The sequence below is a fragment of the Bradyrhizobium oropedii genome, from assembly GCF_020889685.1.
GTDB lineage: Bacteria > Pseudomonadota > Alphaproteobacteria > Rhizobiales > Xanthobacteraceae > Bradyrhizobium > Bradyrhizobium oropedii.
The window spans coordinates 1-23,265 of the sequence record NZ_JACMYO010000061.1 but is presented as its reverse complement, the minus strand read 5'-3'; the positions used below and the strand labels follow the sequence as shown (position 1 = coordinate 23,265).

At 61.1% G+C, this 23,265-nt stretch carries 24 protein-coding genes, 1 tRNA gene and 3 pseudogenes; 21 read left to right on the top strand and 7 right to left on the bottom strand.

The genetic code is table 11. The features are described 5' to 3' along the window. The first annotated feature begins 25 nt into the window (after positions 1-25). The 16 genes and pseudogenes from H8A95_RS18830 (at position 26) to H8A95_RS18755 (ending at position 13,078) form a co-directional block, all read left to right on the top strand. Positions 26-940, top strand: coding sequence for a 3-hydroxyacyl-CoA dehydrogenase (locus tag H8A95_RS18830; RefSeq protein WP_229184470.1), 915 nt, complete (start codon positions 26-28; stop codon positions 938-940). 23 nt (positions 941-963) lie between these two features. Then, positions 964-1,941, top strand: a complete 978-nt coding sequence (locus H8A95_RS18825) for a 3-hydroxyacyl-CoA dehydrogenase NAD-binding domain-containing protein (RefSeq protein ID WP_229184469.1) — start codon at positions 964-966, stop codon at positions 1,939-1,941. Positions 1,942-2,069: 128 nt separating this feature from the next. Beyond that, entirely contained in the window at positions 2,070-2,879 is an 810-nt protein-coding gene (locus H8A95_RS18820) for an enoyl-CoA hydratase-related protein (RefSeq protein WP_229184468.1), read from the top strand. Positions 2,880-2,908: 29 nt separating this feature from the next. Next, complete coding sequence (locus H8A95_RS18815; protein ID WP_274617431.1) at positions 2,909-4,132, top strand: CaiB/BaiF CoA transferase family protein; 1,224 nt, start codon at positions 2,909-2,911, stop codon at positions 4,130-4,132. 30 nt (positions 4,133-4,162) lie between these two features. Then, positions 4,163-4,948 carry an enoyl-CoA hydratase gene (locus H8A95_RS18810; protein WP_229184466.1) on the top strand — a complete coding sequence of 262 codons (786 nt, stop codon included), beginning with the start codon at positions 4,163-4,165 and terminating at the stop codon, positions 4,946-4,948. Between the two features lie 149 nt (positions 4,949-5,097). Then, entirely contained in the window at positions 5,098-6,348 is a 1,251-nt protein-coding gene (locus tag H8A95_RS18805; RefSeq protein ID WP_229184465.1) for an NAD(P)/FAD-dependent oxidoreductase, read from the top strand. A gap of 59 nt (positions 6,349-6,407) precedes the next feature. Then, positions 6,408-6,728 carry a hypothetical protein gene (locus H8A95_RS18800; RefSeq protein ID WP_229184464.1) on the top strand — a complete coding sequence of 107 codons (321 nt, stop codon included), beginning with the start codon at positions 6,408-6,410 and terminating at the stop codon, positions 6,726-6,728. A 9-nt stretch (positions 6,729-6,737) separates the two neighbouring features. Beyond that, positions 6,738-8,147 carry a cytochrome ubiquinol oxidase subunit I gene (locus H8A95_RS18795; protein WP_229184463.1) on the top strand — a complete coding sequence of 470 codons (1,410 nt, stop codon included), beginning with the start codon at positions 6,738-6,740 and terminating at the stop codon, positions 8,145-8,147. A gap of 2 nt (positions 8,148-8,149) precedes the next feature. Continuing rightward, positions 8,150-9,187: a cytochrome d ubiquinol oxidase subunit II gene (gene cydB / locus H8A95_RS18790; RefSeq protein ID WP_229184462.1), complete on the top strand. Its 1,038-nt coding sequence runs from the start codon at positions 8,150-8,152 to the stop codon at positions 9,185-9,187. Positions 9,188-9,400: 213 nt separating this feature from the next. Beyond that, positions 9,401-9,691, top strand: a complete 291-nt coding sequence (locus tag H8A95_RS18785; RefSeq protein WP_229184461.1) for a putative quinol monooxygenase — start codon at positions 9,401-9,403, stop codon at positions 9,689-9,691. Between the two features lie 41 nt (positions 9,692-9,732). Beyond that, positions 9,733-9,963: pseudogene (locus H8A95_RS18780) on the top strand (cytochrome c oxidase subunit 3); the annotation flags it as partial. After that, positions 9,960-10,355: a cytochrome o ubiquinol oxidase subunit IV gene (cyoD, locus tag H8A95_RS18775; RefSeq protein ID WP_229184460.1), complete on the top strand. Its 396-nt coding sequence runs from the start codon at positions 9,960-9,962 to the stop codon at positions 10,353-10,355. The pseudogene H8A95_RS18780 and the gene cyoD, both read left to right, overlap by 4 nt. 524 nt (positions 10,356-10,879) lie before the next feature. Beyond that, positions 10,880-11,632: a recombinase family protein gene (locus tag H8A95_RS18770; RefSeq protein ID WP_229184459.1), complete on the top strand. Its 753-nt coding sequence runs from the start codon at positions 10,880-10,882 to the stop codon at positions 11,630-11,632. Continuing rightward, positions 11,560-12,006: a recombinase zinc beta ribbon domain-containing protein gene (locus H8A95_RS18765; RefSeq protein ID WP_229184458.1), complete on the top strand. Its 447-nt coding sequence runs from the start codon at positions 11,560-11,562 to the stop codon at positions 12,004-12,006. Before H8A95_RS18770 ends, H8A95_RS18765 begins: the two co-directional genes overlap by 73 nt. Positions 12,007-12,331: 325 nt before the next feature. Next, positions 12,332-12,556 (top strand): hypothetical protein, encoded by a 225-nt coding sequence (locus tag H8A95_RS18760; RefSeq protein ID WP_229184457.1) that lies wholly within the window; start codon positions 12,332-12,334, stop codon positions 12,554-12,556. Between the two features lie 423 nt (positions 12,557-12,979). Beyond that, positions 12,980-13,078, top strand: a tRNA-Gly gene (locus tag H8A95_RS18755). A gap of 736 nt (positions 13,079-13,814) precedes the next feature. Here H8A95_RS18755 and H8A95_RS18750 read toward each other — a convergent pair. The 4 genes and pseudogenes from H8A95_RS18750 to H8A95_RS18735 all read right to left on the bottom strand — a co-directional run. Then, positions 13,815-14,123: pseudogene (locus H8A95_RS18750) on the bottom strand (epoxide hydrolase); the annotation flags it as partial. Between the two features lie 17 nt (positions 14,124-14,140). Next, positions 14,141-14,401 carry a hypothetical protein gene (locus H8A95_RS18745; RefSeq protein ID WP_229184456.1) on the bottom strand — a complete coding sequence of 87 codons (261 nt, stop codon included), beginning with the start codon at positions 14,399-14,401 and terminating at the stop codon, positions 14,141-14,143. Between the two features lie 32 nt (positions 14,402-14,433). Further along, a pseudogene (locus H8A95_RS18740) lies at positions 14,434-14,945 on the bottom strand (2OG-Fe(II) oxygenase); the annotation flags it as partial. A 298-nt stretch (positions 14,946-15,243) separates the two neighbouring features. Next, positions 15,244-16,149: a LysR family transcriptional regulator gene (locus H8A95_RS18735; protein WP_338027882.1), complete on the bottom strand. Its 906-nt coding sequence runs from the start codon at positions 16,147-16,149 to the stop codon at positions 15,244-15,246. Positions 16,150-16,280: 131 nt separating this feature from the next. Between H8A95_RS18735 and H8A95_RS18730 the strand changes: the two genes are divergently transcribed. The 5 genes from H8A95_RS18730 to H8A95_RS18710 all read left to right on the top strand — a co-directional run bounded on the left by H8A95_RS18730 (position 16,281) and on the right by H8A95_RS18710 (position 20,144). After that, positions 16,281-16,664 (top strand): DoxX family protein, encoded by a 384-nt coding sequence (locus tag H8A95_RS18730; RefSeq protein WP_229184454.1) that lies wholly within the window; start codon positions 16,281-16,283, stop codon positions 16,662-16,664. A gap of 87 nt (positions 16,665-16,751) precedes the next feature. Then, a complete protein-coding gene (locus H8A95_RS18725; protein WP_229184453.1) occupies positions 16,752-17,147 on the top strand; it encodes a DoxX family protein in 396 nt (131 codons plus the stop codon). Between the two features lie 60 nt (positions 17,148-17,207). Continuing rightward, positions 17,208-17,819 (top strand): NADPH-dependent FMN reductase, encoded by a 612-nt coding sequence (locus H8A95_RS18720; RefSeq protein WP_229184452.1) that lies wholly within the window; start codon positions 17,208-17,210, stop codon positions 17,817-17,819. A gap of 313 nt (positions 17,820-18,132) precedes the next feature. Then, a complete protein-coding gene (locus H8A95_RS18715) occupies positions 18,133-18,861 on the top strand; it encodes a pirin family protein (protein ID WP_229184451.1) in 729 nt (242 codons plus the stop codon). Between the two features lie 83 nt (positions 18,862-18,944). Continuing rightward, on the top strand, positions 18,945-20,144 hold the full coding sequence (locus H8A95_RS18710) for a multidrug effflux MFS transporter (RefSeq protein WP_229184449.1): 1,200 nt from the start codon (positions 18,945-18,947) through the stop codon (positions 20,142-20,144). 440 nt (positions 20,145-20,584) lie between these two features. Here H8A95_RS18710 and H8A95_RS18705 read toward each other — a convergent pair whose 3' ends face one another. The 3 genes from H8A95_RS18705 to H8A95_RS18695 all read right to left on the bottom strand — a co-directional run. Beyond that, positions 20,585-20,980: a DoxX family protein gene (locus H8A95_RS18705; RefSeq protein ID WP_229184448.1), complete on the bottom strand. Its 396-nt coding sequence runs from the start codon at positions 20,978-20,980 to the stop codon at positions 20,585-20,587. Between the two features lie 145 nt (positions 20,981-21,125). Further along, a complete protein-coding gene (locus H8A95_RS18700; protein ID WP_229184446.1) occupies positions 21,126-22,766 on the bottom strand; it encodes a carbohydrate porin in 1,641 nt (546 codons plus the stop codon). 87 nt (positions 22,767-22,853) lie between these two features. Further along, the coding region (locus tag H8A95_RS18695) for a VOC family protein (protein WP_229184444.1) at positions 22,854-23,265 on the bottom strand (412 nt) is incomplete at its 5' end.

Below are 23,265 nucleotides of genomic sequence, written 5' to 3'. Positions count from 1 at the left end.
CAACTGTGACACCGAAGGAAAGACCATGACGACACTGGAAGCAACCAAATCGAAGAACTCATCGGGCGCCACCCGCTCCGGTCGACTGTTCGTCCTCGAACTGAGCGGCGATCGCATTCACTCGATGAATCCCGACGGTTCCGACCGCAAGACCATCATCACCGACGGTCGCCTCCCCGATGGCATCGCCGTGGATGTTGAGGCTGGTCACATCTATTGGACCAACATGGGCGTTCCCCCTCTCAACGACGGCTCGATCGAGCGCGCCGACCTCGACGGCGGAAATCGCAAGGTCATCGTCCCGCAGGGCGTCACACACACGCCGAAGCAGATCCACCTCGATAAGGAGAACGGCAAGCTCTATTGGTGCGACCGCGAGGGCATGCGCGTGATGCGCGCGAACCTCGACGGCTCCCAGGTCGAAACGCTGGTCGAACGCGGCCGCGGCGATAAGGAGCAGCTCGATGAAACTCGCTGGTGCGTCGGCATCACCATCGATCCGAAGCTCGGCAAACTCTACTGGACGCAAAAAGGCGCGACGAAGGGCGGACTGGGCCGCATTTTCCGCGCCAACATCGAGATCCCGAAGGGCGAGACGCCGACGAACCGCACCGACATCGAGTTGCTGTTCGATCATCTGCCGGAACCCGTCGACCTCGAGCTCGATCTGGCGAACCGTATCCTCTACTGGACCGACCGCGGCGATCCTCCGCGCGGCAATACCGTCAATCGCGTGCCGATCGACACCAAGGCCGACCCGGAGATCGTCGTCACGCATTTGATGGAGGGGATCGGCATTGCCCTCGATGTTCCCGGCAACCGGATGTTCGTCACCGACTTCGCCGGCTCAGTTTATTCCGCCGATCTCGACGGCAAGAATGAGCGCAACTTTCTCTACGCCCAGGGCAATCTCACCGGCATCGCCTACGCCGAAGTCTAAAAATCGAGCAGGAGAATCAACCCATGTCGAACAATAAACCCATTCGCCGCATCGCCATGATCGGGACCGGCGTGATTGGAGCGAGCTGGACCTCGCTGTTTCTCGCCAAGGGACTGCAGGTCGTCGCGACCGACCCCGCGCCAAACGCAGAAGCCTCGCTCCGCAAGTTCGTCGAGACGGCCTGGCCAGCGCTCAAGCGACTGGGCCTGTCGGCGGGAGCATCGCAGTCGAACGTCACGTTCACCGCCGATCTCGCGCAGGCGGTTGCCGGCGTCGACCTCGTCCAGGAGAACGGGCCCGAGCGGATCGATTTCAAGCAGAAGCTCTACGGGCAGCTCGATGAGCTCCTGCCACCCGAGGTGATCATCGCATCGAGCTCGTCGGGGCTCACCATGAGTGAAATCCAGAAAGGCGCCAAGACCCATCCGGAGCGCTGTGTCATCGCCCATCCATTCAATCCGCCGCACCTGATCCCGCTGACCGAGATCGTCGGCGGAGCCAAGACCTCGGAAGCGACAATCCAGCGTGTGGAGGAGTTCTACTCTTCGATCGGGCAGAAAACCGTGCGGGTCAACAAGGAGATGCCCGGCCACGTCGCCAACCGCTTGCAGTCCGCGCTGGCGCGCGAGGTCTACTATCTCGTCGCCGAGGGCGTGGTGAGCGCCGCCGACGTTGACACCGCCCTCTCCTGGGGCCCGGGCCTGAGATGGGGCGTCATGGGCAACATGATGCTCAATCACCTTGGCGGTGGCCCGGGTGGGATCGAGCACTTCTTCCATCAGTTCTCCGGGCCGATGACGGCATGGTGGAAGACTCTCGGCTCGCCCGTGCTGACGCCGGACGTGCAACAGAAGCTCATCGACAGCGTCCACGCGGAGGTCGGCTCGCGCACCATCGCGGAGCTGGAGGCGGCGCGCGACGAAGTCCTGCTTGGCCTGATCGAGCTGCGCAACAAGGTTGCAAAGTCGGCCCAAACGAAATCGATCGAGCCAGTTGCGTAAGCCCGAGCGGGTGCAGCCCATTCATCTGAGACCGCAAGCGTGCCGGTGCGCACTGCACCGGCTCGCCAAATGGAAAGAGAGATCACATGTCATCGACAACAACGACGCTCGAATCTTCGTCCAAGATAGTGCCTGCCGATCCATCGGCGGCAGTCCTGCCGCTCACAAACGTCCTGTACGAGAGACGCGACACGATCGCCTATGTGACCATTAACCGGCCCAAGGTGCTCAACGCCCTGAACACCGCAACATGGAAGGATTTGCGAACTGCTTTCGAGGCTGCGCGGGACGACGACGCCGTGCGTGGCGTCATTCTCACCGGCGCGGGCGACAAGGCATTCGTCGCCGGCGCCGACATCTCCGAGCTCGCGCAGGCGAGTGCGATCGACGCCGAGCGGTCCAGCCGCCACGGACAGCAGGTGCTGGATCTGATTGAGAACCTCGGCAAGCCGGTAATCGCGGCGATCAACGGCTTTGCGCTGGGCGGCGGTTGCGAGACGGCAATGGCCTGCACCATTCGCGTCGCTGTCGAGCACGCGAAGTTCGGCCAGCCGGAGGTCAAGCTGGGGCTGCTTCCCGGCGGTGGCGGCACGCAGCGGCTGCCGCGCCTGGTCGGAAAAGGCCGCGCGCTCCAGCTCATTCTGTCCGGAGAGATCATCAGCGTGCAGGAGGCCTGGCGCATCGGGCTCGTCAACGAGGTCGTTGCGGCAACCGATCTCATTCCCCGCGCGGAAGCCATCTTGAAGATGATCGGTTCGAACGCGCCCATCGCTATCAAGCAATCGCTCGAGGCGGTGAACAAGGGAATGGACACGAGCCAGAGCGAAGGCTTTGCGCTGGAGGCATCCTATTTCGGCCTGTGCGCCGGGACGGAAGATAAGAAGGAAGGCACGTCTGCCTTCCTCGAGAAACGCGCGCCCCAGTTCCTGGGACGGTGAAGCAAGCACGACAATCTAGGAGAGACCAAATGGCAAACGACAACATTTTTTCCGGACTGAAGGTGGTTGACTTCGCGAGCTTCATCGCGGGGCCCGGCGCTGCCGTCATGTTGTCGGATTTCGGCGCAGACGTCATCAAAGTCGAGCCGCCGAGCGGCGACCCCTGGCGACATGCGAACAAAATCCCACCGCAGCCGGCTTCAGATGATCCCTATCAGTGGCATCTCGCCAACCGCAACAAGCGCAGCATCACGCTTGATCTGAAGTCGCCCGGCGCCCAGCAGGTGATCGAGCAGCTTGTCAAATGGGCCGACGTATTCATCGTCAATACGCCGCATCCCGCGCGCAAGAAATTGAAGCTCGAATACACCGACGTCGCGCAATGGAACCCACGGCTGATCTACGCGGATCTTACTGGCTTCGGCGAACACGGGCCCGATTCCGAACTGCCTGGCTTCGATCTCACGGCGTATTGGGCGCGCAGCGGCCTGCTGTCGATGACGCGCGATGCCGGCGCGCCGCCAACCTGGCCGGTGGCCGGTAGCGGCGACAATGCGACCGCGGTCGGAATCTATTCGGCGATCGTCACCGCGCTCTACCGTCGCGAGCGAACCGGCAAGGGGACGTACGTCACGACCTCACTGCTTGCCACGGGGATCTGGTCGGCGAGCGTTTCGATCCAGGCCGCGTTGGCCGGCGCGAAGTTCTACGGGCTGCACGATCGCAAGCACCCGGCCAGCGCGGCGCTCAACGTGTATCGCGCCTCCGACGGCACCTGGTTTGTTCTTGTCGTCATGCCCGACAAGTTGGTGGCCGTTGCGAAGGCGATCGGCCGGTCGGATCTCCTCACCGATCCGAGGTTTTCCGATCCGGCGAAGCTGTCAGAGAACATGCCGGAGCTCACGGCCATTCTCGACGAGGCTTTCTCCGCGCAACCCATGGAGCATTGGAATGAGGTTTTCAGCGGCGTGCACGTCACGTTCGGCGCCGTGCGCGGGCCGCAAGAGGTGATCAACGATCCGCAACTGGCGGCAAACGACATCGTCGTTCCGCTCGAAGGCGCCGGCGGCAAGCTCACCTCGACGATTAGCAGCCCAATTCAACTGCACGGTGTCGCCAAGGTCCCAGCCCGGCGCGCGCCCGACCTCGGCCAGCACACGGAGGAAATCCTCCGCGACCTGGGATTTGACGCCAAAGGCGTCGAAGACCTGCGCACGAGCGGCGCAGTGCCGAAAGTGCGGGAACACGCCTGACACAGGCAATATAGAGAAAAGGAGCAACCCATGAGCGACATTATCACCGAGCGCACCGACGCGATCCTGCGGGTCCAGCTCAATCGCCCGGCCCAGAAGAACGCGATGACGTCCGCCATGTATACGAACCTGGCCGACATCCTCAACAAGGCCGACAAGGACGAGGCGATCCGTGTCGTGCTCTGGCACAGCACCGGAAACGTGTTCAGCGCCGGCAACGACGTCGTGGATTTCCTCAAGAATCCGCCAAGGCCGGGCGCGTTTCCGCAAGGCGATCTGATGGACGCATTCGTCAGGTTCGAAAAACCGATCGTCGCGGCCGTGCAAGGCGCGGCTATCGGCGGCGGAACCACGATGCTGACGCACTGCGATTTCATCTATGCGGTGGAGAGCGCGAAATTCCAGCTACCGTTCATCAACCTGGCGCTCGTGCCGGAATTCGGATCAAGCTTCTCAATACCGGCGCGCGTAGGCTACCTCCGGGCGGCGGAATTGTACTTGCTGGGAGAGCCCTTCACGGCCACGCGGGCCGCGGAGCTGGGCCTCGTGACTCACGTCGTGCCCGACGCCGATCTGCTCACGACCGCTACCGCAACGGCGCAGAAGCTAGCGGCCAAACCGAGCGGCGCGTTGCTGGCAAGCAAGCGGCTTCTCAAACAGGCTTCAATCGGCCAGCTCAAAGCAGCGATCGAGAGTGAAAGCCAGGAGTTCATGGAGCGAGTGACCTCGGCGGACGCCAAGGAAGCGCTCTCGGCCTTCCTCGAGAAGCGCCCGCCCAATTTTACGAAGAGCCCGACGCACGTGGCGGCCGAATAGTCCGTGCTCGCAGCAATTCATGGCGCTGCGTCGAGTTCGGCGCGGCGCAAGCGCAAACGAGGTGAACCATGAGTGTGATGTTGGCTGAGAACCGGCCTGACGAGGCAACCGCAATTGTCGAAGCTACCCACGGAGAGCGCAAGCGCGTCGTGATCATCGGCGGCGGCTTCGCCGGCGTCGCCGCGACTCGTGCACTGCGGCGCACTGATGTCGATGTCGTCCTGGTCGACCGCCGCAACCACCACATATTTCAGCCGCTGCTCTACCAGGTGGCGACGGCGGTGCTCTCGCCTGCCGAGATCGCCGCGCCGATCCGGCAGCTCGAGGTGAAACAGCCGAACCTGAGCGTGCTGCTGGCCGAGGTCACCGACGTCGACGTCGCTTCCCGCACGATCGAGGCGTCTTGCCCCGGCGTGGGCGTCCGCAAACTCGCCTACGACTATCTGGTGGTCGCGACCGGCATGCGTCCGAGCTACTTCGGGCACGACGAGTTCGCTCAATATGCGCCGGGCCTCAAGAACCTCAGCGACGCTGAGACGATTCGAGCCAAAATCCTCGGCGCGTTCGAACTGGCCGCAACGACCGAGGATGAAGCCGAACGCGCGCGGCAGATGACGTTCGTGCTGGTCGGCGCTGGTCCCTCGGGCGTGGAGCTCGCCGCGTCTCTCGCGCAGATGGCGAAGGTCACGCTGCACGCTAACTTCCGCCGCATCGATCCGGCACAGGCGAACATCATTCTGCTCGACGCGGGCAAGAGGGTTCTGCCGACGTTCGCCGAGTCGCTGTCTCGCAGGGCGACGCGACGGCTCGAAAAGCTCGGCGTGAAAGTCATGACCGGAGTGAAGGTCGAGACCGTCGACGCGCAGGGCGTGGTCGCCGGCGGAAACCGGATCCCGAGCGCCACAGTGCTCTGGACCGCGGGGGTTGCGGCATCGCCGATCCCCAAGATGCTCGGCGCCAAGACCGACCGCGCTGGACGCGCGCTCGTCGATCCCTTCCTGAAGGTCGTGGACGCGCCCGGCGTCTTCGTCGTGGGAGATGCGGCGTCGGTCATGCAAAAGAACGAACACCCGGTGCCAGGCGTAGCTCAGGCGGCGATCCAGGAAGGACACTATGTCGGCCGCCTGATCGCGAAGGAGCTGAAGAGACGGAAAGTCAAGCGTCCGTTCCGCTATTTCGACAAAGGCAACATGGCGGTCGTCGGCAAGAACTACGCGGTGCTTGAGCGAGGCTGGCTGCGCACAAGCGGAGCGTTGACGTGGCTGGTGTGGGCGTTCGTTCACATCCTCGCCCTGCCGCAGCTACAGAATCGTTGGCGCGTGCAGCACCAGTGGCTCTGGTCGTATTTCACCGGCCAGCGCAGCTCGCGATTGATACCTGAACCTCCCAGGATCGGATGATCAAGCGTGCTTGCGCCATGGACTGGCGCAACTCACACGTATCCAGCAGAGAGACCAAAATGCGCACCTCCGTTTTTGCCGTGGCCGCCATTGTCATCGCTTCGTCGGCCATTGATCAGGCCCGGGCCGCCGACCGAATACCCGCCTTCGATATTGTCCAAAACTGCAACACGGAGGTGGCTAACGTCGGCACCGAAAAGGTCGCAGACTGCACGAAAGACGAGACCGACGCCCAGGCCTGCGTCGGGGAGAGCAGCACTGGGGCCGCGCAGAGCTACGTTGAGCTGTTGACTTGCCTCGCAACGTCCACCGGTTCCTGGGCGGCCGACGTTGAATTCTTCAAAGAGCGACGCCGTGCAAGACCCTGCCTGATCAGATAGGAGGCTTCGATGGACGCTTCAGCACTTCTTTTGTCGCGGCTGCAATTCGCATTTACCATTTCCTTTCACATCATTTTTCCGGCGTTCAGTATTGGACTGGCTGCCTGGCTCGCTGTTCTGGAAACAAAGCATCTGTGGACCGGCAATGCCGTCTACCGGACCCTGTTTCAGTTCTGGCTCAAGATATTCGGCGTGGCTTTTGGCCTAGGCGTGGTGTCGGGCGTCGTCATGGCCTTTCAGTTCGGCACGAACTGGAGCGTGCTGTCGAACATGTCGGGACCGGTCCAAGGACCGCTGCTCTCCTACGAGGCATTCACTGCCTTCGCGCTTGAAGCCGGCTTCTTCGGCGTCCTCATTCTTGGACGCCAGCGTGTAGCACCTTGGTTCTATTTGTTCTCGACGGTCATGGTGGCGTTTGGAACGACACTTTCGGCATTCTGGATCATGGTGAACAACAGCTGGATGCAGGTGCCGGTCGGTTACGTCGTGCACAATGGCCAGTTTGTTCCTGACGACTGGACGAAGATCATCTTCAACTCAGTGGTCTGGTCACGCTTCCCACACATGCTGCTCGCTTCCTACCTCACGGGCGCATTCTGCGTCGCGTCAAGCGGTGCGTGGTATCTGCTGCGAGACAAATCTCGCGCTGAGGCGTTGGTCATGCTCCGTATGGGTCTGCTCCTCGCGGCAGTGCTCATGCCGATTCAGCTGGCGTTCGGCCACCTGGTTGGCGACTATGTCCACGACTTTCAGCCGGCGAAGTTCGCGGCGATCGAGGGCCGCTGGCACGATGAGCAGCCGGCGAGCGAGGTGCTGATCGCGTGGCCCGATCCGGTACACGAGACCAACACATACGAAATCAAGATTCCGGTGCTCGGAAGTATTGTCGGCAGCATGAGCCTGACGTCAAAGGAGGTCGGACTGACCGATTTCCCGCCGCAGGATCGTCCGCCGGTGCTCATCCCGTTTGCGACCTTCCGCATCATGGTCGGCTGTGGGTTGATCATGATCGCGCTTGCCTGGCTTGGCTCCTATCTGAGCGTCACGCACCGCCTCGAGCGAAGCCGCTTCCTGCTTTGGTCCATCTTTCTGAGCTTTCCCCTGCCGTTCATCGCCATCCTCACGGGATGGTACACGGCAGAAGTCGGCCGCCAGCCTTGGGTGATTTACGGGGCGTTGCGCACCGATCAGGCCATGACCCCGTTCCTGACGGCCGGCACCGCGCTGAGCTCGCTCATCCTGTTCGGTGCAATCTACCTCTTCATCTTTTCGTTCGGCACCCTCTACATCTACCGGCTCTTGCGCGATGGCCCCTCGCGACATGCCACCGAGCTTCCGTATGACGCCACCCCCAACCGGCCGATGTCGTTGGCCGGCGGAGAGGCTGGCGCGGCGAGCTTCATGACTGCAGGAGAATAGACATGGTCATGTTCTGGGTTTCAGTTCTCGCGATCAGCATGCTTCTGTATCTGCTGCTTGACGGCTTCGATCTTGGTGTTGGCATGCTGTTCGGCTTGACAAGGAGCGAGGCCAGCCGAACCATCATGCTGCGCACCATCGCGCCCTTCTGGGACGGCAATGAGACCTGGCTTATTGTCACTGCCGTCGTCCTGTGGAGCGCGTTTCCGGTCGTCTACGCGACACTGCTATCTGCGCTTTATGTTCCTGTCGTCGTCATGCTGGCGGGCTTGATCCTACGCGGCGTATCATTCGAGTTTCGCAACGAGGCGCAGCGACGCTGGATCTGGGATGTTTGCTTCGCTTGCGGCTCGCTCGCGGCGAGCTTTATGCAAGGCGTGATGGTCGGTGCTCTGGTCGAGGGGCTGCAGTTCACCGATGGCCAATATTCTGGCGGCGCATTTGGCTGGGTGACGAGCTTTGCGCTGTTGTGTGGCGTCGGGCTGAGTTTCGGCTACGCACTTCTTGGCGCGTGCTGGCTCGTCAGGAAATCTGATGGCCCGATCAGGGCCTATGCGCATCGCGCGATCCCCGTCCTCGCAAGCGCCGTATTGGCGTTCCTGGTCATCGTCTTCTTGCACGCGCTGCTCAAACACCTTCCGATCATGCACCAATGGATCGATCGGCCATATCTTTTCGTCTTCCCGGCCATTGGTGGCGTCGCGGCGTTGGTCCTCGCGCGCAGCATCCTGCGTCGCGATGACCGTTGGCCATTCCGATTGGTTACGCTTATCTTCGTTTCCGCCTTCGGCACGCTCGCGCTTTCGTTCTGGCCCTACATGATTCCGTTCGCCATCACGATCGACGCCGGCGCAGCCCCCCACTCCAGCCTTGCGTTCATGTTCTGGGGTGCGGGCATCTTTGTCTACCCCCTCATGCTGCTCTATGCCGTTGTCGGGTATCGCGTCTTCCGCGGCAAGATGGGGCTAACAGCGGACCATCATCAGGGCTCCGGCAATGCCCATCTTGGGAAGATCGGTTCGCCTCACCCAGCAGAATGAGGGGTGTGAGTGTGCGGTCGTCGACCTTACAACTGCTCAATGGCTCCGAGGTCGGAGTGATAGCAGCGGTGACGTGAAAATTGGCAGGCTGCGGGCAACAGATCGCGTTGAGCGAGAGAGTACTGCAAGCCGGTCGTCCTGAGCACCTAAGGCAGGTCGAGCAACGCTATTCTGAACGCAGTTACAACGAACTCAAACTTGATGGAGATACGAATGTTTGGAACTGTCGCAACGATCAAGATCAAGGAGGGCAAGGCCGCGGAATTCGAGAAGATCGCGACTGAGCTCGTCAATAAGGTCAACGAAAGCGAGAAGGGCTGCTTGTTGTATCAGCTCTACTACGGTGAAGTGCCGAATACCTATGTGTTCATGGAGCGCTACGCCGATCAAGCAGCGGTCGAAGCCCATCGCAGCACAGAATACTTTAAGACACTCGGCCGGGCGATGGCTGAATTCATGGACGGCAAGCCCACCATCCTGCGGCTTAAGCAGGTCGGGGCGTAGACGAACTACGAGGCCACGTCCGCTGATGGCCGGTCGCGACCCCGCAACGTAGCGCATTCCTTTCCGCCTTCTTCACGCTGGTCGGTTGTCACGGGCTGCACGTGGCGACCGGACTGGTGTGGCTTGTTCTGATGATGGTTCAGCTGTCGCTAAGGGGTTTCCAGGAGGTGGTGGTCCGCCGCCTGCACTGCTTCTCCCTGTTCTGGCATGCGCTCGACGTCATCTGGGTCCTGATTTTCACCGTTGTCTATCTGATGGGAGTTCTTCCATGACTGAAGTGCATTGGAACGTTGCACCGGGTGACAGGCCGGCGATCCCGGCCTCGGAGCAACAAGCTTCTTCCGGCTTTCTTGTGTACACGATCGGTCTGCTGCTGGCGGTGATCCTGACGGCCACGTCCTTCTGGGTGGTCAACACGTCACTGCTCTGGGCACCCGGCGTGATGGCTGGACTCTTCGTCCTTGCCATCGCCCAGATGAGCGTGCACCTGATCTTCTTCCTTCACATCACGACCGGACCGGACAGCACCAACAATGTCCTGGCGCTCGCGTTCGGCGTGCTCATTGTCTTCCTGGTTCTCGGAGGATCGCTCGTGATCATGGCCGACCTGAATCAGAACATGATGGTGCAAGGCGAGATGATGAATTTGCAAATGCAGCGCTGACAAGCGGGACATCGCCCCGCGATCGGATACAAGAGTCGAGGAAGGAGCGCACGGTGCCATAGCGGCTTTCTCGCGCGTCGCCCAAGATCTCCACGCTCGACGTGATCGAGAGTGCAAGACCCCTCGACCGACAAGCAGAGCGGATCCGCAAAACGCGACGGGAGCTCAGTCATGGGCTCTAGGCGCGTAGCCCATCGCAGGCGATCTGGTCTGCTGCCCTGCAATGCTGCAGGGAGCGACCACGTCGTTGTGTCACCCGGCATCCCCCGGAAGCGCGGTCCTCGGCAGCCGCAGGCGGCGGATTTCCAGGTGACGTTCGAGATGCCCCAGCCTTTGCCTGTCCTGGACAGGGAGTTGCGTGCAATCGAGATTCTGCTCGGCAATGAGCTCCTGGAGTTGTTCAGCGATGATCCGAAAGGTCGCTGATTTGGCGGACGGATTTTCGTTGACAGTACGCCTCTCAAGCTGCGCAGAATCTATCTGAAGGGCTCGTACTCACTGCAATCCAATCGCAGATATTGCTCATGAACAAGCACGTTTTCCGCAATTCGATCTCGAAGAAGCTCGACGCAACGAAGCGCGTTGCCACCTATTATAGGGTTTCCACGGGGCGACAACTAACCACCGAAGCCAGCATTCCGAGCCAGCGAAAAATCACGGCGGGCTTCTGTGATCAGAATAGCTATTTGATCGTCGATGAATTCGTCGAAGCGAAGACGGCTACCGACGATCGCAGGCCCGTCCTGCAGGAGATGATCGATCGCGCTTGCGGATCTGATCATCCGTACGACGCGATCGTTTTCTACGCATTCAATCGGTTCTTTCGCAACGTCGCCGAAATGGAATTGACGATCCGGAAATTACGCAAGCACGGCGTCGAGGTCGTTTCGGTCACACAACCCACCGGCGACGACCCGAGCCAAATTCTCGTGCGACAAATCATCGGAGCGTTTGATGAGCATACATCGCGGGAAATAAGTAAAAATACAATCAGAGCGATGCGCGAGTCGGCTCGACAGGGATTCTGGAATGGCGCAACGCCTCCGCTCGGCTACAAGATCGTTGAAGCAGAGCGACGTGGTCAGAAGATCAAGAAGAAGCTCGATACCGACCCGGTGGAGGCGGAAACCGTCCGGCTGATCTTCAAGCTCTACTTGGACGGAGATGGCACCACCGGCCCCCTCGGCGTGAAGGAAACGACGAAATGGCTGAACAGCCACGGCTACCGCACCCGGCGCGGCGCACCTTCGGCGTCGGACCGGTCCACAAGATCTTGACCAACAGCTGCTATGCCACTGGTCAATGGCCATACGGCGTGCGCAGCTCACGTGACGGACGCAAATACGATCCCTCGACGGTCATCCAGATTCCGGTGCCTGCCCTGATCGAGCAGGCGGATTTCGACAGGGTGCAGGCGAAACTGACCAAGAGCAATCCGAAGACGACTCCCCCGCGGGTGGTTAACGGCCCCTCGCTGCTGACGGGTATCGCGGTCTGTGCATCCTGTGGTTCTGGAATGACCCGCACCGGCACGATCAATCGGCAGGGCCGGTCGTATTCGTACTACTCCTGCGCCGGCGCGCACCAGAAGGGAAAGACCGTCTGCAAGGGCCGGCATTTCCCGCTGGGACGCTGGATGAGATCGTTCTAACCAACCTCAGGCAGCGCGTCCTGGCACCCGACAGGATCGCCGATCTCCTCAAGTCCCTGATGGAGCGCCAAGCTGCCAAAGTGAGTCTGCGGATCGGAGGCTGCTTGATCTCCAGCGGGAGCTCAGCGACGCCGAGGACCGCCTCAAGCGTCTTTACCGCTCGATCGAAGACGGAATCGTCGAACTCGACGACCTCCTCCGGGAGCGCACTGCCGCGCTCAAATCGCAGCGGGAACGCGCCAAGGCGGCGCTGGACCACGCTCGCGCCCAATGCAGCACCGCAGCCGCCATCGATGCTGGCAAGATCAACGCGTTCGCTCGGCTGATGAATGAAAAGCTCGACACCGCAGACGTCAACACCCGGAAGGGCTACATCCACTCCATCATCGACGCCATCGTGGTGGACGATAAGGCCATCCGGATCGTTGGCAGCAAGGATATCCTCCAGGCTGCCATCGCCGGTAAACAGACCGAGGACGGAAATGTTCGTGGTTTTGTATGCAAATGGCGCGCCCGGAACGATTCGAACGTCCGACCCTCGGATTCGTAGCAAAGGCAAGGTTCTGTCCAGAGGACGTCTATATCCTTCACTCTCGATGAACCCCAACGATAGCGCTGCGCGCAGCCGAACCTGGGCCGTCGCGATCCCTGATTCCCGGAATCCGCCCCGGCGGTTAGACCGGGACGGTGAGTGAGTTATGACAGAAGTGGTTGCGGGGAGGCGCAACCACCGATACCGACACTCGGTTCAAGTTGCGGTCTAATCGCAGCGCGGCGGAGAGAGTGTCAGTCAACCTCCATTGAAAGACAATGCATTTTCGTTCTTTTGGGGTCAGAACCTACCAATTCAGCTACGGCCCTGAAAGGCATTCTTGATTATCGACTTGGCAGAAGCAACATCGTGCAGCTTCGAGGGGCAGCGTACCACAGAGTAAGCGGAGATCGTGCGCGCGCTCGCTTGGCTCCAACACCCGCGCTTGCCGTCGGCTAATTGCGTATCCGAGAACCTGGAGGCCGGAGCGTTGCCTTTCCGAGGGCAAGGTCACACGTTCTAATCGTGTCGGGCGCGCCATTTTCCCCTAAATCATAGCGCGATAAGAGTGCACCAGATCGAGACGGCCGTTCTGGCTCATGCGAGGAGTAAGCAACCCAGAGGAAACCGTCGCCCCATTTCGGTTGGATTGACGACATCCCAGTCCCTCGCATGAGCTATCGGCGCGATCGGTAGGGCCGCTTCAAGTCGACACCTAGCTGCGGCCGATTACTGACGTGACCTCGGCCATCGCGATCCCCAACCGCGGGCGGCTCAATCGCGCATGGCTCTCGTGCATGGTTCGATGGTCAGTCGGTATGCGATTAGCCTACTACCGTCAAAAACTTCAAGGGAAGCGTTGCAGGCCGGACAGCGGTACTCGCCCCTTTCGCCGGGCTGTGACGACAACTCAAGACGGCGAAATCCAGCGCAGCACTCAGAACAAATTACGTCGCTTTTTTTCATCTCACACAACCTTCTAGAGGTCGTGCTTCCTTAGCATAAGTTTGGTTGCGGTGCTGCGTGACTTTGGGACGCCAGATATTTCAGTTTGCTGCCACCTTGCGTTGAGAAAAGAACGCGTCGCAGCAAGCCACGGACACTCATAGTTCTAATGCAGCACCGGGGAGCGTCCGCGGAACGTCAGTTTGATTCAATGAGCCTCCGGGATTGGCACGTCGAAGGTGTTGAGGGTCAACGTATGATGTTTGCGTGCTCATGGTCTCATTCCTTTCACGAAGAGGTACGGCGCGCGTGCAACGCGCGCCGTGATGCTTCAGATCGAACCGCGCAGGGAGCGGAACGCGTCACGGACTTCCCTGCTGAAGATGTCGGGCTGCTCCCACGCCGCGAAGTGGCCGCCGGCCTCAGCCTGATGGAAGTAGATCAGCTTGCTATAGGCCTTCTCGGCCCAGCTTCGGGGTGCCACGAAGCTCTCGCCGGGGAACGCCGTCACGGCGGCCGGGATCGTGACACCGGCGGGCAGATAGAGGTTGGCCTGGTTCTCCCAATACAGGCGCGCCGAGGAGATAGCGGTGTTGGTCAGCCAATACAACGAGATGTTGTCGAGCACGTCGTCGCGGGTCGAGGGCCTCTGCGCCGTCAACTGGAAGTATCGACCATGGCTTTCGCCAAGTCGAACATCCCGAGGGGCTCAATCGTCCGTTCGACGATTACCCTCGCCTGCGCCGGCACCGTTAGATTATCTGCGTGCACCGTGCATTGGACCACGCCGCGCACGTCGCCGGCCTTGCCGAAGAGCACATTGAATTCGAAAAGCTCGTCTCGCCTATTCAAGGACTCGCGCCGCCCTGCCCGACCGTCCATCGCAATCCAGCGCCGGCGTCGCGCAAAATCCGGCACCGATGGTGACCGGATCTGGCTACTTCGAACACTCAGGTCGCGTCATGGAAGATCACGCCGACCGTGTGCCGCCTACCTTGATAGAGCTTGCTGACACCATGGTTCAATTTCACCTGGTAGTCGCCGCGGACGCCACGCACGGGGCGCGCATTCACCGCGAACACGGCAGCATCTCCCTTCTTGAGTGGCAGCACCATGGCTCGGGTCTGCATGCGCGGACGCTGCTCGGTCATGACAAACTCGCCTCCTTCGAAGTCCTTTCCGGCTCGTTGAGGAGGATCGCAATTTGTATCGGGAAAACGTGCTCGCCGTAGAGGTCACGGTGGAGGCAGCAGTAATCCTCTGACGCGTATTTGAGCAGCAACGGGGTCGGTCGCAGCTGACCGGCGTCATGGCAACGCTTCCGGAACGTTGCATGATCGCGCGGAAAACGGACTGCCTTACCCATACGCTCGTGCCAAGCGTTCGCGATCGGCGCCAAGTGCGGATAGGTTGACGTGCGCAAAGCCTGAATGATGCGCGGCAGAGGGTAGCTAAAGTATTTCAGATGCGCGTCTCGCGGACGCCCCATCAAAACAATACCTTAGAGACATCTGCCGTCTAGACGAAATACGTGCTGGTGCGCGAAATGGTAAGCGAAATTCGGCTCGCCGAGTTCACATCCGTATCTCGCGCGTAGCCAGCAGTCGGTGAGTTTCACAGCGCGCCGCGTGGATCAAGGCCGGTGAGGCCGCCCGTTTTCGTATCCGGAACTGCTCAGGTAACGGCACGCTTCGCGTCCCGCTGCCGCTCGCACCAACATATGAAAAGCACACTTCCGCTTGCTTCATAGCTCATGCTGATCAGGAGGCAGTTCCGAACAACTCCGTGCGCATCTTATCGACCGTCGCCTCGACAAAGGCCGTCACGGCAAGCGGCAGATGACGGCGGTCCGGATAGACGACGGTCAGCGCTATATTGCTGCGCCGATAGTTCGGCAGCACGGGAGCGAGCCGGCCCGCGGCAATATCAGCCAGCGCGGTAAACGGGAGCAGGGCGATGCCGAGCCCCGCCACCGTCGCCTTGCGCAGCGCCTGCGCGGTGCTGGCCGTGATGCGCCCCGTCACGGATACTTCCTGTTCGACACCGTCGGGGCCTTGAAGGCGCCAGACTGTTTGTCCCCGTGCGCGCGGAAACGTCACGCAGTCATGGTGTGCCAGGTCTTGCAGCGTAGCGGGCGTGCCACGCGCGGCGAGGTAGGCCGGGCTGGCGACCAGGCCCATCGACTGGCTGTGCACACGGCGCGCAACGTAGTTGGGGTTGTGCGTTTCACTGCCGCGAAACGCCACGTCGATCCCCTCGGCGATCAGGTCGACCGTGGCGTCGCTCAGCACGAATTCGAGCCGCACCAGCGGATGCTCCGCCAGGAATTCGGCGACCCATTCCATCTGATAGAAATCGAAGAAGTCCGCGGCGACCGCGACACGCACGAGGCCTCTCGGCATACGGCCGCCGGCAACCAGATCCTCGCCGGCCTGGCGCAGGCCCTCGACCGCTGCCGCGCAGCGCTCGTGAAATTCCTGGCCGGCGTCGGTGAGTACAAGTCTGCGCGTCGTCCGCTGCATCAACCGCGCGCCGAGCTGTTGCTCCAATTCCTGAATGCGGCGGCTCACGGTGTTGGGCGGGATGCCGAGGCGGCGTCCGGCCTCGGAGAAACTCCCGTAGCGCGCAACCTGCACGAACAATCCGATGTCATTAAGGTCAAACACCTACTCATTCCTTCCATTTTTGGATGAGTAATTCTCGATCTGGCCTAATTGTCAACCAATCCCTGACCGGTCATTTTCCGATGCAACGAGGCGCGGCATCGCCGTCCGCCAGCAACAGCCGGAGATGACACATGTCCGAGATCCAGATTCACACCACCCCAAGCTGGCGGCCAATGGGCTTCTGGGGGGTCAAGGCGCTCGTCGCCACGGCTTTCCTGTCTGCCGGCGTGCTCAAGGTCGCCGGCACCCAACAGATGATCGACCTGTTCGAGGCCATCGGCTTCGGCCAGTGGTTTCGCATCTTCACCGGTCTCATCGAGGTCGGCGGCGCCGTCCTGCTGCTGCTGCCAGCGAGCGCTTTCACGGGCGCCGCCCTGCTTGCAGCGACGATGTATTGCGCTGTCGTCCTGCATCTCACCCTGCTGACCTCGCTGTCGCCCGTCCCAGCAGCGGTGCTGCTGGTCCTCACCGGTGCGATCGCGTTCGTGCATCGCGATCAACTCACCGACGTCTAACGCCAAGCGCGGCATCGGCTGCGCCTCCGGCGACCTCTTCAGAACCCGCAAGTATTCAATTCGCTCTCACCCCAAAGGATTCCTCCAATGAACAACGTCCTCTTGCTGCTCGGCCGTATCCTGCTGTCGGTGCTCTTCATTATCGCCGGATTCGGCAAGTTCGCGATGGCCTCCCAGATGGCCGGAATGCTCGGGAAGATGGGCGTGCCTGCCCCCGAGTTGATGGTCTACCTGATGGCGATCTGCGAGGTGATCGGCGGCGTGGCGGTCATCATCGGCTTTCAGACCCGGATCATCGGCATCTTGCTTGCCGTCTGGTGCATCGCGACCGGTCTTGCCGCCCATGCCGGCGATGCCATCGAGTTGATGAAGAACATCGGACTTGCAGGCGGCTTCCTGACCCTCGCCGCGACGGCGCCGCGTGCTTACGCCTTCTACGGTAATTGGCCGGAACCCAAGCCCGCCAAAACGCTGCAGGCCTGATCCAACTCCCCCGACATCTTCTCGTCGACCGCAATCTCTTCCAACTGCAAAGGACGCATCATGACCACCAAACCCCCGCACATCGGCATCCTGGTCGGCTCGACCCGCGAGGGCCGTTTCGCCGATCGCCCGGTGAACTGGATCCACGGCATTGCCAGCAAGCGCAAGGATATCACCGTGGAGATGATCGACCTGCGGCACTATCCGCTGCCCTTCTTCAACGAGGCGATGTCGCCGGCCTGGGCGCCGCCGAAAGACCCGATCGCGCAGCGTTGGGCCGCCAAGCTCGCGACGCTCGACGGTCTGATTGTGACTGCCGCGGAGTATAACCATGGCTACAGCGCGGTCCTGAAGAATGCGCTCGACTACGCCTACAAGGAGTTCGCCCGCAAGCCGATCGGCTTTGTCGGTTATGGCGGCGTCGGTGCCGCGCGTGCCATCGAGCAGCTTCGGCTGGTTGCGATCGAGCTGCAAATGGCGCCCGTGCGTAACGCCGTGCATATCGGTCTCGTCGAGTTCCTCGGCATCTGGCAACAGGGCAAGACCTTCGACGACTACCCGCATCTCGATCAGGCGGCCACCGGATTGCTCGACGACATCGCCTGGTGGAGCCGCGTCCTGAAGGTCGCGCGCGAGGTCGACGCCAGCCGATCCGCATCCAACGCCGCCTGAGCTGCACCGGCGTTTGCAAGCACGACAAGCCGAAGCGCTTTCGCCTTCACGTCATTGGATGACGGCGCGCGATATCCCGCTCCCTTCCCGTCACCAAGAGCAGGATCGGGAACGGAGCGGGTCGGAAATCAGGAAGCGCCGACGCCAAATTGAATCGCAGGCGCGACAAAACAGGAGAGATCATTGATGCACCGTACCATCTTCCGCCGCTCGCAAGCCGACATCGCGTCCCGCGCGCGGGATCGCCCATCGCACTAGGGGACGCAAGCACGGCCCGATCACACGGCTGGTCAGCCCCGGCGATCTCGGCCAATTGATCAAGCCCTTCGTCTTCCTGGACGAAGCGAGCATTGACGCCGCGCCATCTGGCAATTCCAAGCTCGGCTGGCATCCGCATTCCGGCATCGCCACGCTGACCCTGATGCTTGAAGGCTCGGTCTCCTACGCGGACAGCACGGGAGCGAAGGGCGTGCTCTCCGAAGGAGCGGTCGAATGGTTCCAGGCGGGTGGTGGTGCATGGCATGCCGGCGCGCCGATGGGACCGGCGAAGGTCTATCAGCTCTGGGTGGCGCTGCCGCCGGCGCTGGAAACTGCACCGGCGACGAGCCGCTATCTGGGCCCCGAGAATTTCCCGCGCCGTGGCCCAGTGCGCGTGATCCTCGGCGAATGGAACGGCACGACGAGCCCGATTCCCGCGCCCGCACCGATCACCTATCTGGACGTCGTGCTGGAGGCCGGCGAAGTCTGGGAGTTCGTTCCGCCGCGAGGCCACGACGTGGCCTGGATCGCAGTGCACTCCGGACAGCTGGACGTGCCCGAGAGGGTGGGCGCCGGCGAACTGGCCGTCTTCGAGCAGGGTGAGATGCCCATCGTTTTCCATGCGCAGGATCATGTCAGGCTTGTCCTCGGGTCGGCTGTAAAGCATCCCCACGAGCTCGTACTCGGCTACTACTCGGTTCATAGCAGCACCGAGGCGCTCGAGATCGGCGAACGCACCTATCACGAGATGGGCGAAGCGCTGAAGCGTGAAGGCAGGCTGTGAGCCAGTCCGCTCCGCGCCGCGGCCAATAATCAAACCTCATCATTCACATCGGCTCGCTGCGATGGCCGCGACTGGATTCCGCAATGTCCCAAGGATTTCTCCGCAACGCGCTGGTGCTCGGTCTGCTTCAGGCCACGGGTCCGCTCGCGATCGATACGTATCTTCCGGCGTTTCCGACGATTGCCGAACAACTCAACACCAGCACCGTCGCCGTGCAGGCGACCTTGACGGCCTTTCTGCTCGGCCTGACGGTCATGCAGGTCGTCTACGGACCGATTTCCGATGTCGTCGGGCGCAAGCCGCCGCTCTATTTCGGACTCGCCCTGTACGGGCTGTCGTCGATCGGCTGTTACTTCGCGCCATCGAGCACATGGCTGATCGCATGTCGCCTGCTGCAGGGTATCGGCGCAGCTTCAATGATGGTCATTCCGCGTGCCATCGTCCGAGATCTTCATACCGGGATTGAAGCAACGCGGCTGATGTCGCTGATGATGCTGGTGCTCAATCTCTCGCCGATCATCGCACCGCTGCTCGGGAGCATCCTGCTCACCCAATTCGGCTGGCGCATCCTGTTCATCGTCTTCGCTATCGTCTCTGCGCTGTGCCTGTTTCTGATCGCCGTCGCGCAGTCGGAGACGCTTCCGTCAACCGAACGGATTGCCGGCAACCTGCGCACCGTGCTGTCCAGCTATCGGCAGCTGCTGCGCGACGGTCATTTCCTGACCATTACGCTGGTCGGCGCGCTTGCCTCAAGCTGCATCCTGATCTTTCTTGCCGGATCATCCTTCGTCTATATCAATCACTTCGGCCTGACGCCGATGCAGTATAGCATCGCCTTTGCCATCAACGGCATTGCCCTGAGCGGCGCCGCGCAATTCGCGGCTCCGCTCGGCCAGCGCTACGGCCTCGGCAATGTGCTCATGGGTTCCGTGATCGGCTATGCCGCGGTCGCGACGATCCTACTCGTTGCGCTCGTTGCTGGTATCGACAGCCTGGCAATGCTGATGGCGTTGTTGTTCGTGACCTTCATCCTGATCGGATTAATCATGCCGGTCAGCATGGTGCTGGCGCTCGATCGCCACGGACCGATCGCCGGCGCGGCATCAGCATTCGCCGGCGCCGTTCAGGGCGTGATCGGCACGCTGGCAATGCTCCTGGTTGGGCTTCTGTTCGACGGAACGCCGCTGCCGATGGTTGCGATCATCGCCCTAAGCGCGATCGGCGCGCTCGTGCTGGTGAAGTTCACCGGAGAGGGTAAGAAAGTCATCGCGCCCGCGGAATGACAGCAACAGGCGCGGCAGCACGAGCGAGCTGACGGGGTTCGAAAGCCCTTGGGACCGGATATGATCGAAACCAGTCCGAGCGGCCGTGACGCCTCACCTAGTCGTGACGCCTCACCTAGTCAGGTATCGAATTTGTCTCTCACAAATGGCTTACCGGCGCGACGTCGGGGCAATTCCGGGACCGGCAACCGTCGCAGGTCGAGCCGACATCGAAGCAGTGACGCGTGCGGCGCGGTCGTCGGGACCGGAGCTGGTACCATTCGTGAAAGGTTCAAGCTTCCTCAACGTGACTGAGCGTTGGTTCGTGTGCCCAATCTGTCTCGCAAAATCGCGAAGTGCTCGTGAGTCAATCTCGCAAATAACCCTCATAGCCGAACCGATGACTAAGCGGACAAGCAAAATCCATCGATCCCTATAAAGAACACATTGGCGCCCCTGCGTTAGGCCTGCGGCACCGCACCGGTTCGACGCTCCGGCCAATTTCCGTAATAGGCGATCGTACCCGGCGTCGTCGCGGCGAGGATCAAGAAGCCGCCGGCGAGTCCGATATTCTTCATCAGTTGAACTGGATCTCCGGCATGAACGACAAAGCCGGTCGCGACGCACCAGACAGCGAGCAGAATGCCAACGATCCTCGTCTGAAAGCCGATGATCAATGCGGCGACAGCCACCAGCTCGCACGCCCCCATCAAATAGACCATGAGCAGTGGCGCGGGCAGGCCGATCTGCGCCACCATTCCCGCCATCTGAGCGGCCATGCCGAATTTCTTGATTCCCGAGATCAAGAAGAGGACCGACATGAGAATGCGACCAATCAGCAACAGGATGCTGTTCATTTGAAAACCTTCCAGGACAGGGCAAGCGCGCGAGACGCTTGCCGACGGAGTGGAGCGAGATGTTCGCGTCACCATTGGTGATGCGCGCTACGCAGCCTGCGCCATGCACGCGCGGACGACGTTGTTGGGCCGTCGTGATCGCTACTCAGAAGTAGACCAGCAACGCGCCCTGGAACAGCAATGCGCTGCCCTCCTTCTGGAAATAGGCGATGCTCGGGCGATCAACGTATGAGAGACCCGCGGTCAGGTAGGTGCCGGCGGACAGGCGCGCTGTATAGCTTGCTGTCACCGAATTGACCCAGTTGGCCGCCGATATGCCGCTCACATACGACGCAGCATTGATGGGATTGGCGAAGTATTTGCTGATATCGTTATGGGTATAGACGACCGAGAACATGTCTCTCGCGCGTGCGGCGGTCGGTCCCATCCAGTACACCCGCCCTTCGAAGTATTGCGAGAAGGCCGATACTTTCTCGGGCACGTAAGTATAGGTGCCGCCGACATAGATGCCACGGTACGCCGTGCCCGGCGACGACGGATCCTGCTGCCAGAGCTGCCAATCACCAAGGGCGTAGAGGCCGTAACCGTCGGTCGTAGCCCCCGGTTTGCTCAGGTCTCTGAACGCGGAATTGTTGTACATCCCGCCGACCCGCAGCCACGTCCGGAGCGTCCCCGGCACGGCTTCCTGACGATAGCCGAACTCGTTTACAAAAACCGCCCGCGTACCCCGGACCGGCGACGTGAAATCGAAACCGGTTGGATTGTTCAGCTGTTCGCTGATGTACACCGGATACTGATCGTTGACGGGCATGCTCCGCTGGACGGCGAACTGATTGTAGAAATGATCATCAAAGTGCCACGTGAACCTCGCCGCCGGCGCGGCTTCCTGCGAGTTGCCCAGCCCCATGATGCCCGTAAGCGCCGCGGTCGGACCGAACACGGCGGCGTAGGACCCACCGACAGTGGTACCCATGAATTCATACGCAAGCCGCAGGTAACCGAGTTCGATTTCCATCTTCCTGACGAACGCGGTCTGATACCAGGACAACAACGACATACGAAACGTGTTTGGGGTCAGCCCTCGTTCATAGTTCGTCGCGTTCCAAGTGCCAGCGACGGCGATCAAACCATCTGGCACGCCCCAGCGACCTGTGTCGTAGGTTAACGTTGCGGTCGACTCGCTCAACCAGAACGGCGATTGGCCCGTGTAAATTTGATTCCCGGCACACATGGATCCTCGCCTGGCATCATTCGGGCCGCAGGCTGGAAACGTTGATGGCACCGACTTCGGCGTGTTGAGAAGGTTCGAGTACATAACCTCCCGATTCGACATCAGGATGCCGAAGCCCTGGTTGGCCAGCGCGGATCGCCACCCCTGATCATTTCCCAAAACGGAATCCGCGAAGGTCGGAAACGGAGTAATGTAGCCGTGATATCCGAGCCTCTTGTTGATGTCGGCAGCGGACGCATCGGGCGCAAAATATGGAATGGCCGGTGTCGTGACGTAAGCGGGCGCTCCCTTTAGCTCGGCCGGCCGATCTTCACGTGGCAGCTTCAGTTTCGGAGCATTTCCCTTAGTCGGCTTAGCTTTCGAGTGATGTGTCGCATTTGCAGTATGCGCCTCGTCGGCATCCTTCGCCCATGCATGAGCACTGCAAGCGACGAGAAGCGTCGCAGATGCGAGGCAGGCCACACTCCGGCCGATACGAGATCCGTAACGAATAGGCGACGCCGATGCGTTCACACACCCGGCAACGATCTTCTCCTGCGATTCAACTTTTCGCATTCCCCTCCCCCTTTGTGTTCGACGGCAGTTCTTCTTTGCACGGGCACGACGCGCGCTGTCCCATCGCGCGTCGGCCGCTTCAATACGTTAGCGTGTCTTGTGCAGATCGCGGCTCGGCTTTCCGGATGAAGCGGGCTGGTGGCTGACGTCGCCGTCCCGCAGCGGTCGATCCCAACAGGCGAATTCGAGACCGATGCCGTCGGGATCGCGGAAATAGATCGAGCGCAGCCAGGTGCCGTCCGCGTTGCCCGACTGACGATCCTCGGTACGGCGATCCTCGTCGTAGTGGCCGAGCACCTTGGAGACGTAGATGCCGGCGTCTTCCAGGCGTCGCTTGTACTCCAGCAAGGCATCGGGCTCGACGTTGAAAGCGATGTGGTGCATCGAGCCAACCGCCGTGACGTAGTTCTGCGGCTGGCCTGGCACGAACTCGCCGAGGTTCACGCGCGGCGTGGTAATGCCCGGCACGGCGTCGGGAGCTGTGTCGAAGTAGAAGAAA

What these genes read in the sequence shown, in the direction of transcription:
- H8A95_RS18765 (WP_229184458.1), top strand. Translation starts at nt 11,560, where the DNA reads ATGGCTGAACAGCCACGGCTACCGCACCCGGCGCGGCGCACCTTCGGC.
- H8A95_RS18720 (WP_229184452.1), top strand. Translation starts at nt 17,208, where the DNA reads ATGACCACCAAACCCCCGCACATCGGCATCCTGGTCGGCTCGACCCGC.
- H8A95_RS18800 (WP_229184464.1), top strand. Translation starts at nt 6,408, where the DNA reads ATGCGCACCTCCGTTTTTGCCGTGGCCGCCATTGTCATCGCTTCGTCG.
- H8A95_RS18770 (WP_229184459.1), top strand. Translation starts at nt 10,880, where the DNA reads ATGAACAAGCACGTTTTCCGCAATTCGATCTCGAAGAAGCTCGACGCA.
- H8A95_RS18725 (WP_229184453.1), top strand. Translation starts at nt 16,752, where the DNA reads ATGAACAACGTCCTCTTGCTGCTCGGCCGTATCCTGCTGTCGGTGCTC.
- H8A95_RS18825 (WP_229184469.1), top strand. Translation starts at nt 964, where the DNA reads ATGTCGAACAATAAACCCATTCGCCGCATCGCCATGATCGGGACCGGC.
- H8A95_RS18700 (WP_229184446.1), bottom strand. Translation starts at nt 22,766, where the DNA reads ATGCGAAAAGTTGAATCGCAGGAGAAGATCGTTGCCGGGTGTGTGAAC.
- cyoD (WP_229184460.1), top strand. Translation starts at nt 9,960, where the DNA reads ATGACTGAAGTGCATTGGAACGTTGCACCGGGTGACAGGCCGGCGATC.
- H8A95_RS18830 (WP_229184470.1), top strand. Translation starts at nt 26, where the DNA reads ATGACGACACTGGAAGCAACCAAATCGAAGAACTCATCGGGCGCCACC.
- H8A95_RS18705 (WP_229184448.1), bottom strand. Translation starts at nt 20,980, where the DNA reads ATGAACAGCATCCTGTTGCTGATTGGTCGCATTCTCATGTCGGTCCTC.
- H8A95_RS18760 (WP_229184457.1), top strand. Translation starts at nt 12,332, where the DNA reads ATGAATGAAAAGCTCGACACCGCAGACGTCAACACCCGGAAGGGCTAC.
- H8A95_RS18730 (WP_229184454.1), top strand. Translation starts at nt 16,281, where the DNA reads ATGTCCGAGATCCAGATTCACACCACCCCAAGCTGGCGGCCAATGGGC.
- H8A95_RS18815 (WP_274617431.1), top strand. Translation starts at nt 2,909, where the DNA reads ATGGCAAACGACAACATTTTTTCCGGACTGAAGGTGGTTGACTTCGCG.
- H8A95_RS18710 (WP_229184449.1), top strand. Translation starts at nt 18,945, where the DNA reads ATGTCCCAAGGATTTCTCCGCAACGCGCTGGTGCTCGGTCTGCTTCAG.
- cydB (WP_229184462.1), top strand. Translation starts at nt 8,150, where the DNA reads ATGGTCATGTTCTGGGTTTCAGTTCTCGCGATCAGCATGCTTCTGTAT.
- H8A95_RS18785 (WP_229184461.1), top strand. Translation starts at nt 9,401, where the DNA reads ATGTTTGGAACTGTCGCAACGATCAAGATCAAGGAGGGCAAGGCCGCG.
- H8A95_RS18810 (WP_229184466.1), top strand. Translation starts at nt 4,163, where the DNA reads ATGAGCGACATTATCACCGAGCGCACCGACGCGATCCTGCGGGTCCAG.
- H8A95_RS18795 (WP_229184463.1), top strand. Translation starts at nt 6,738, where the DNA reads ATGGACGCTTCAGCACTTCTTTTGTCGCGGCTGCAATTCGCATTTACC.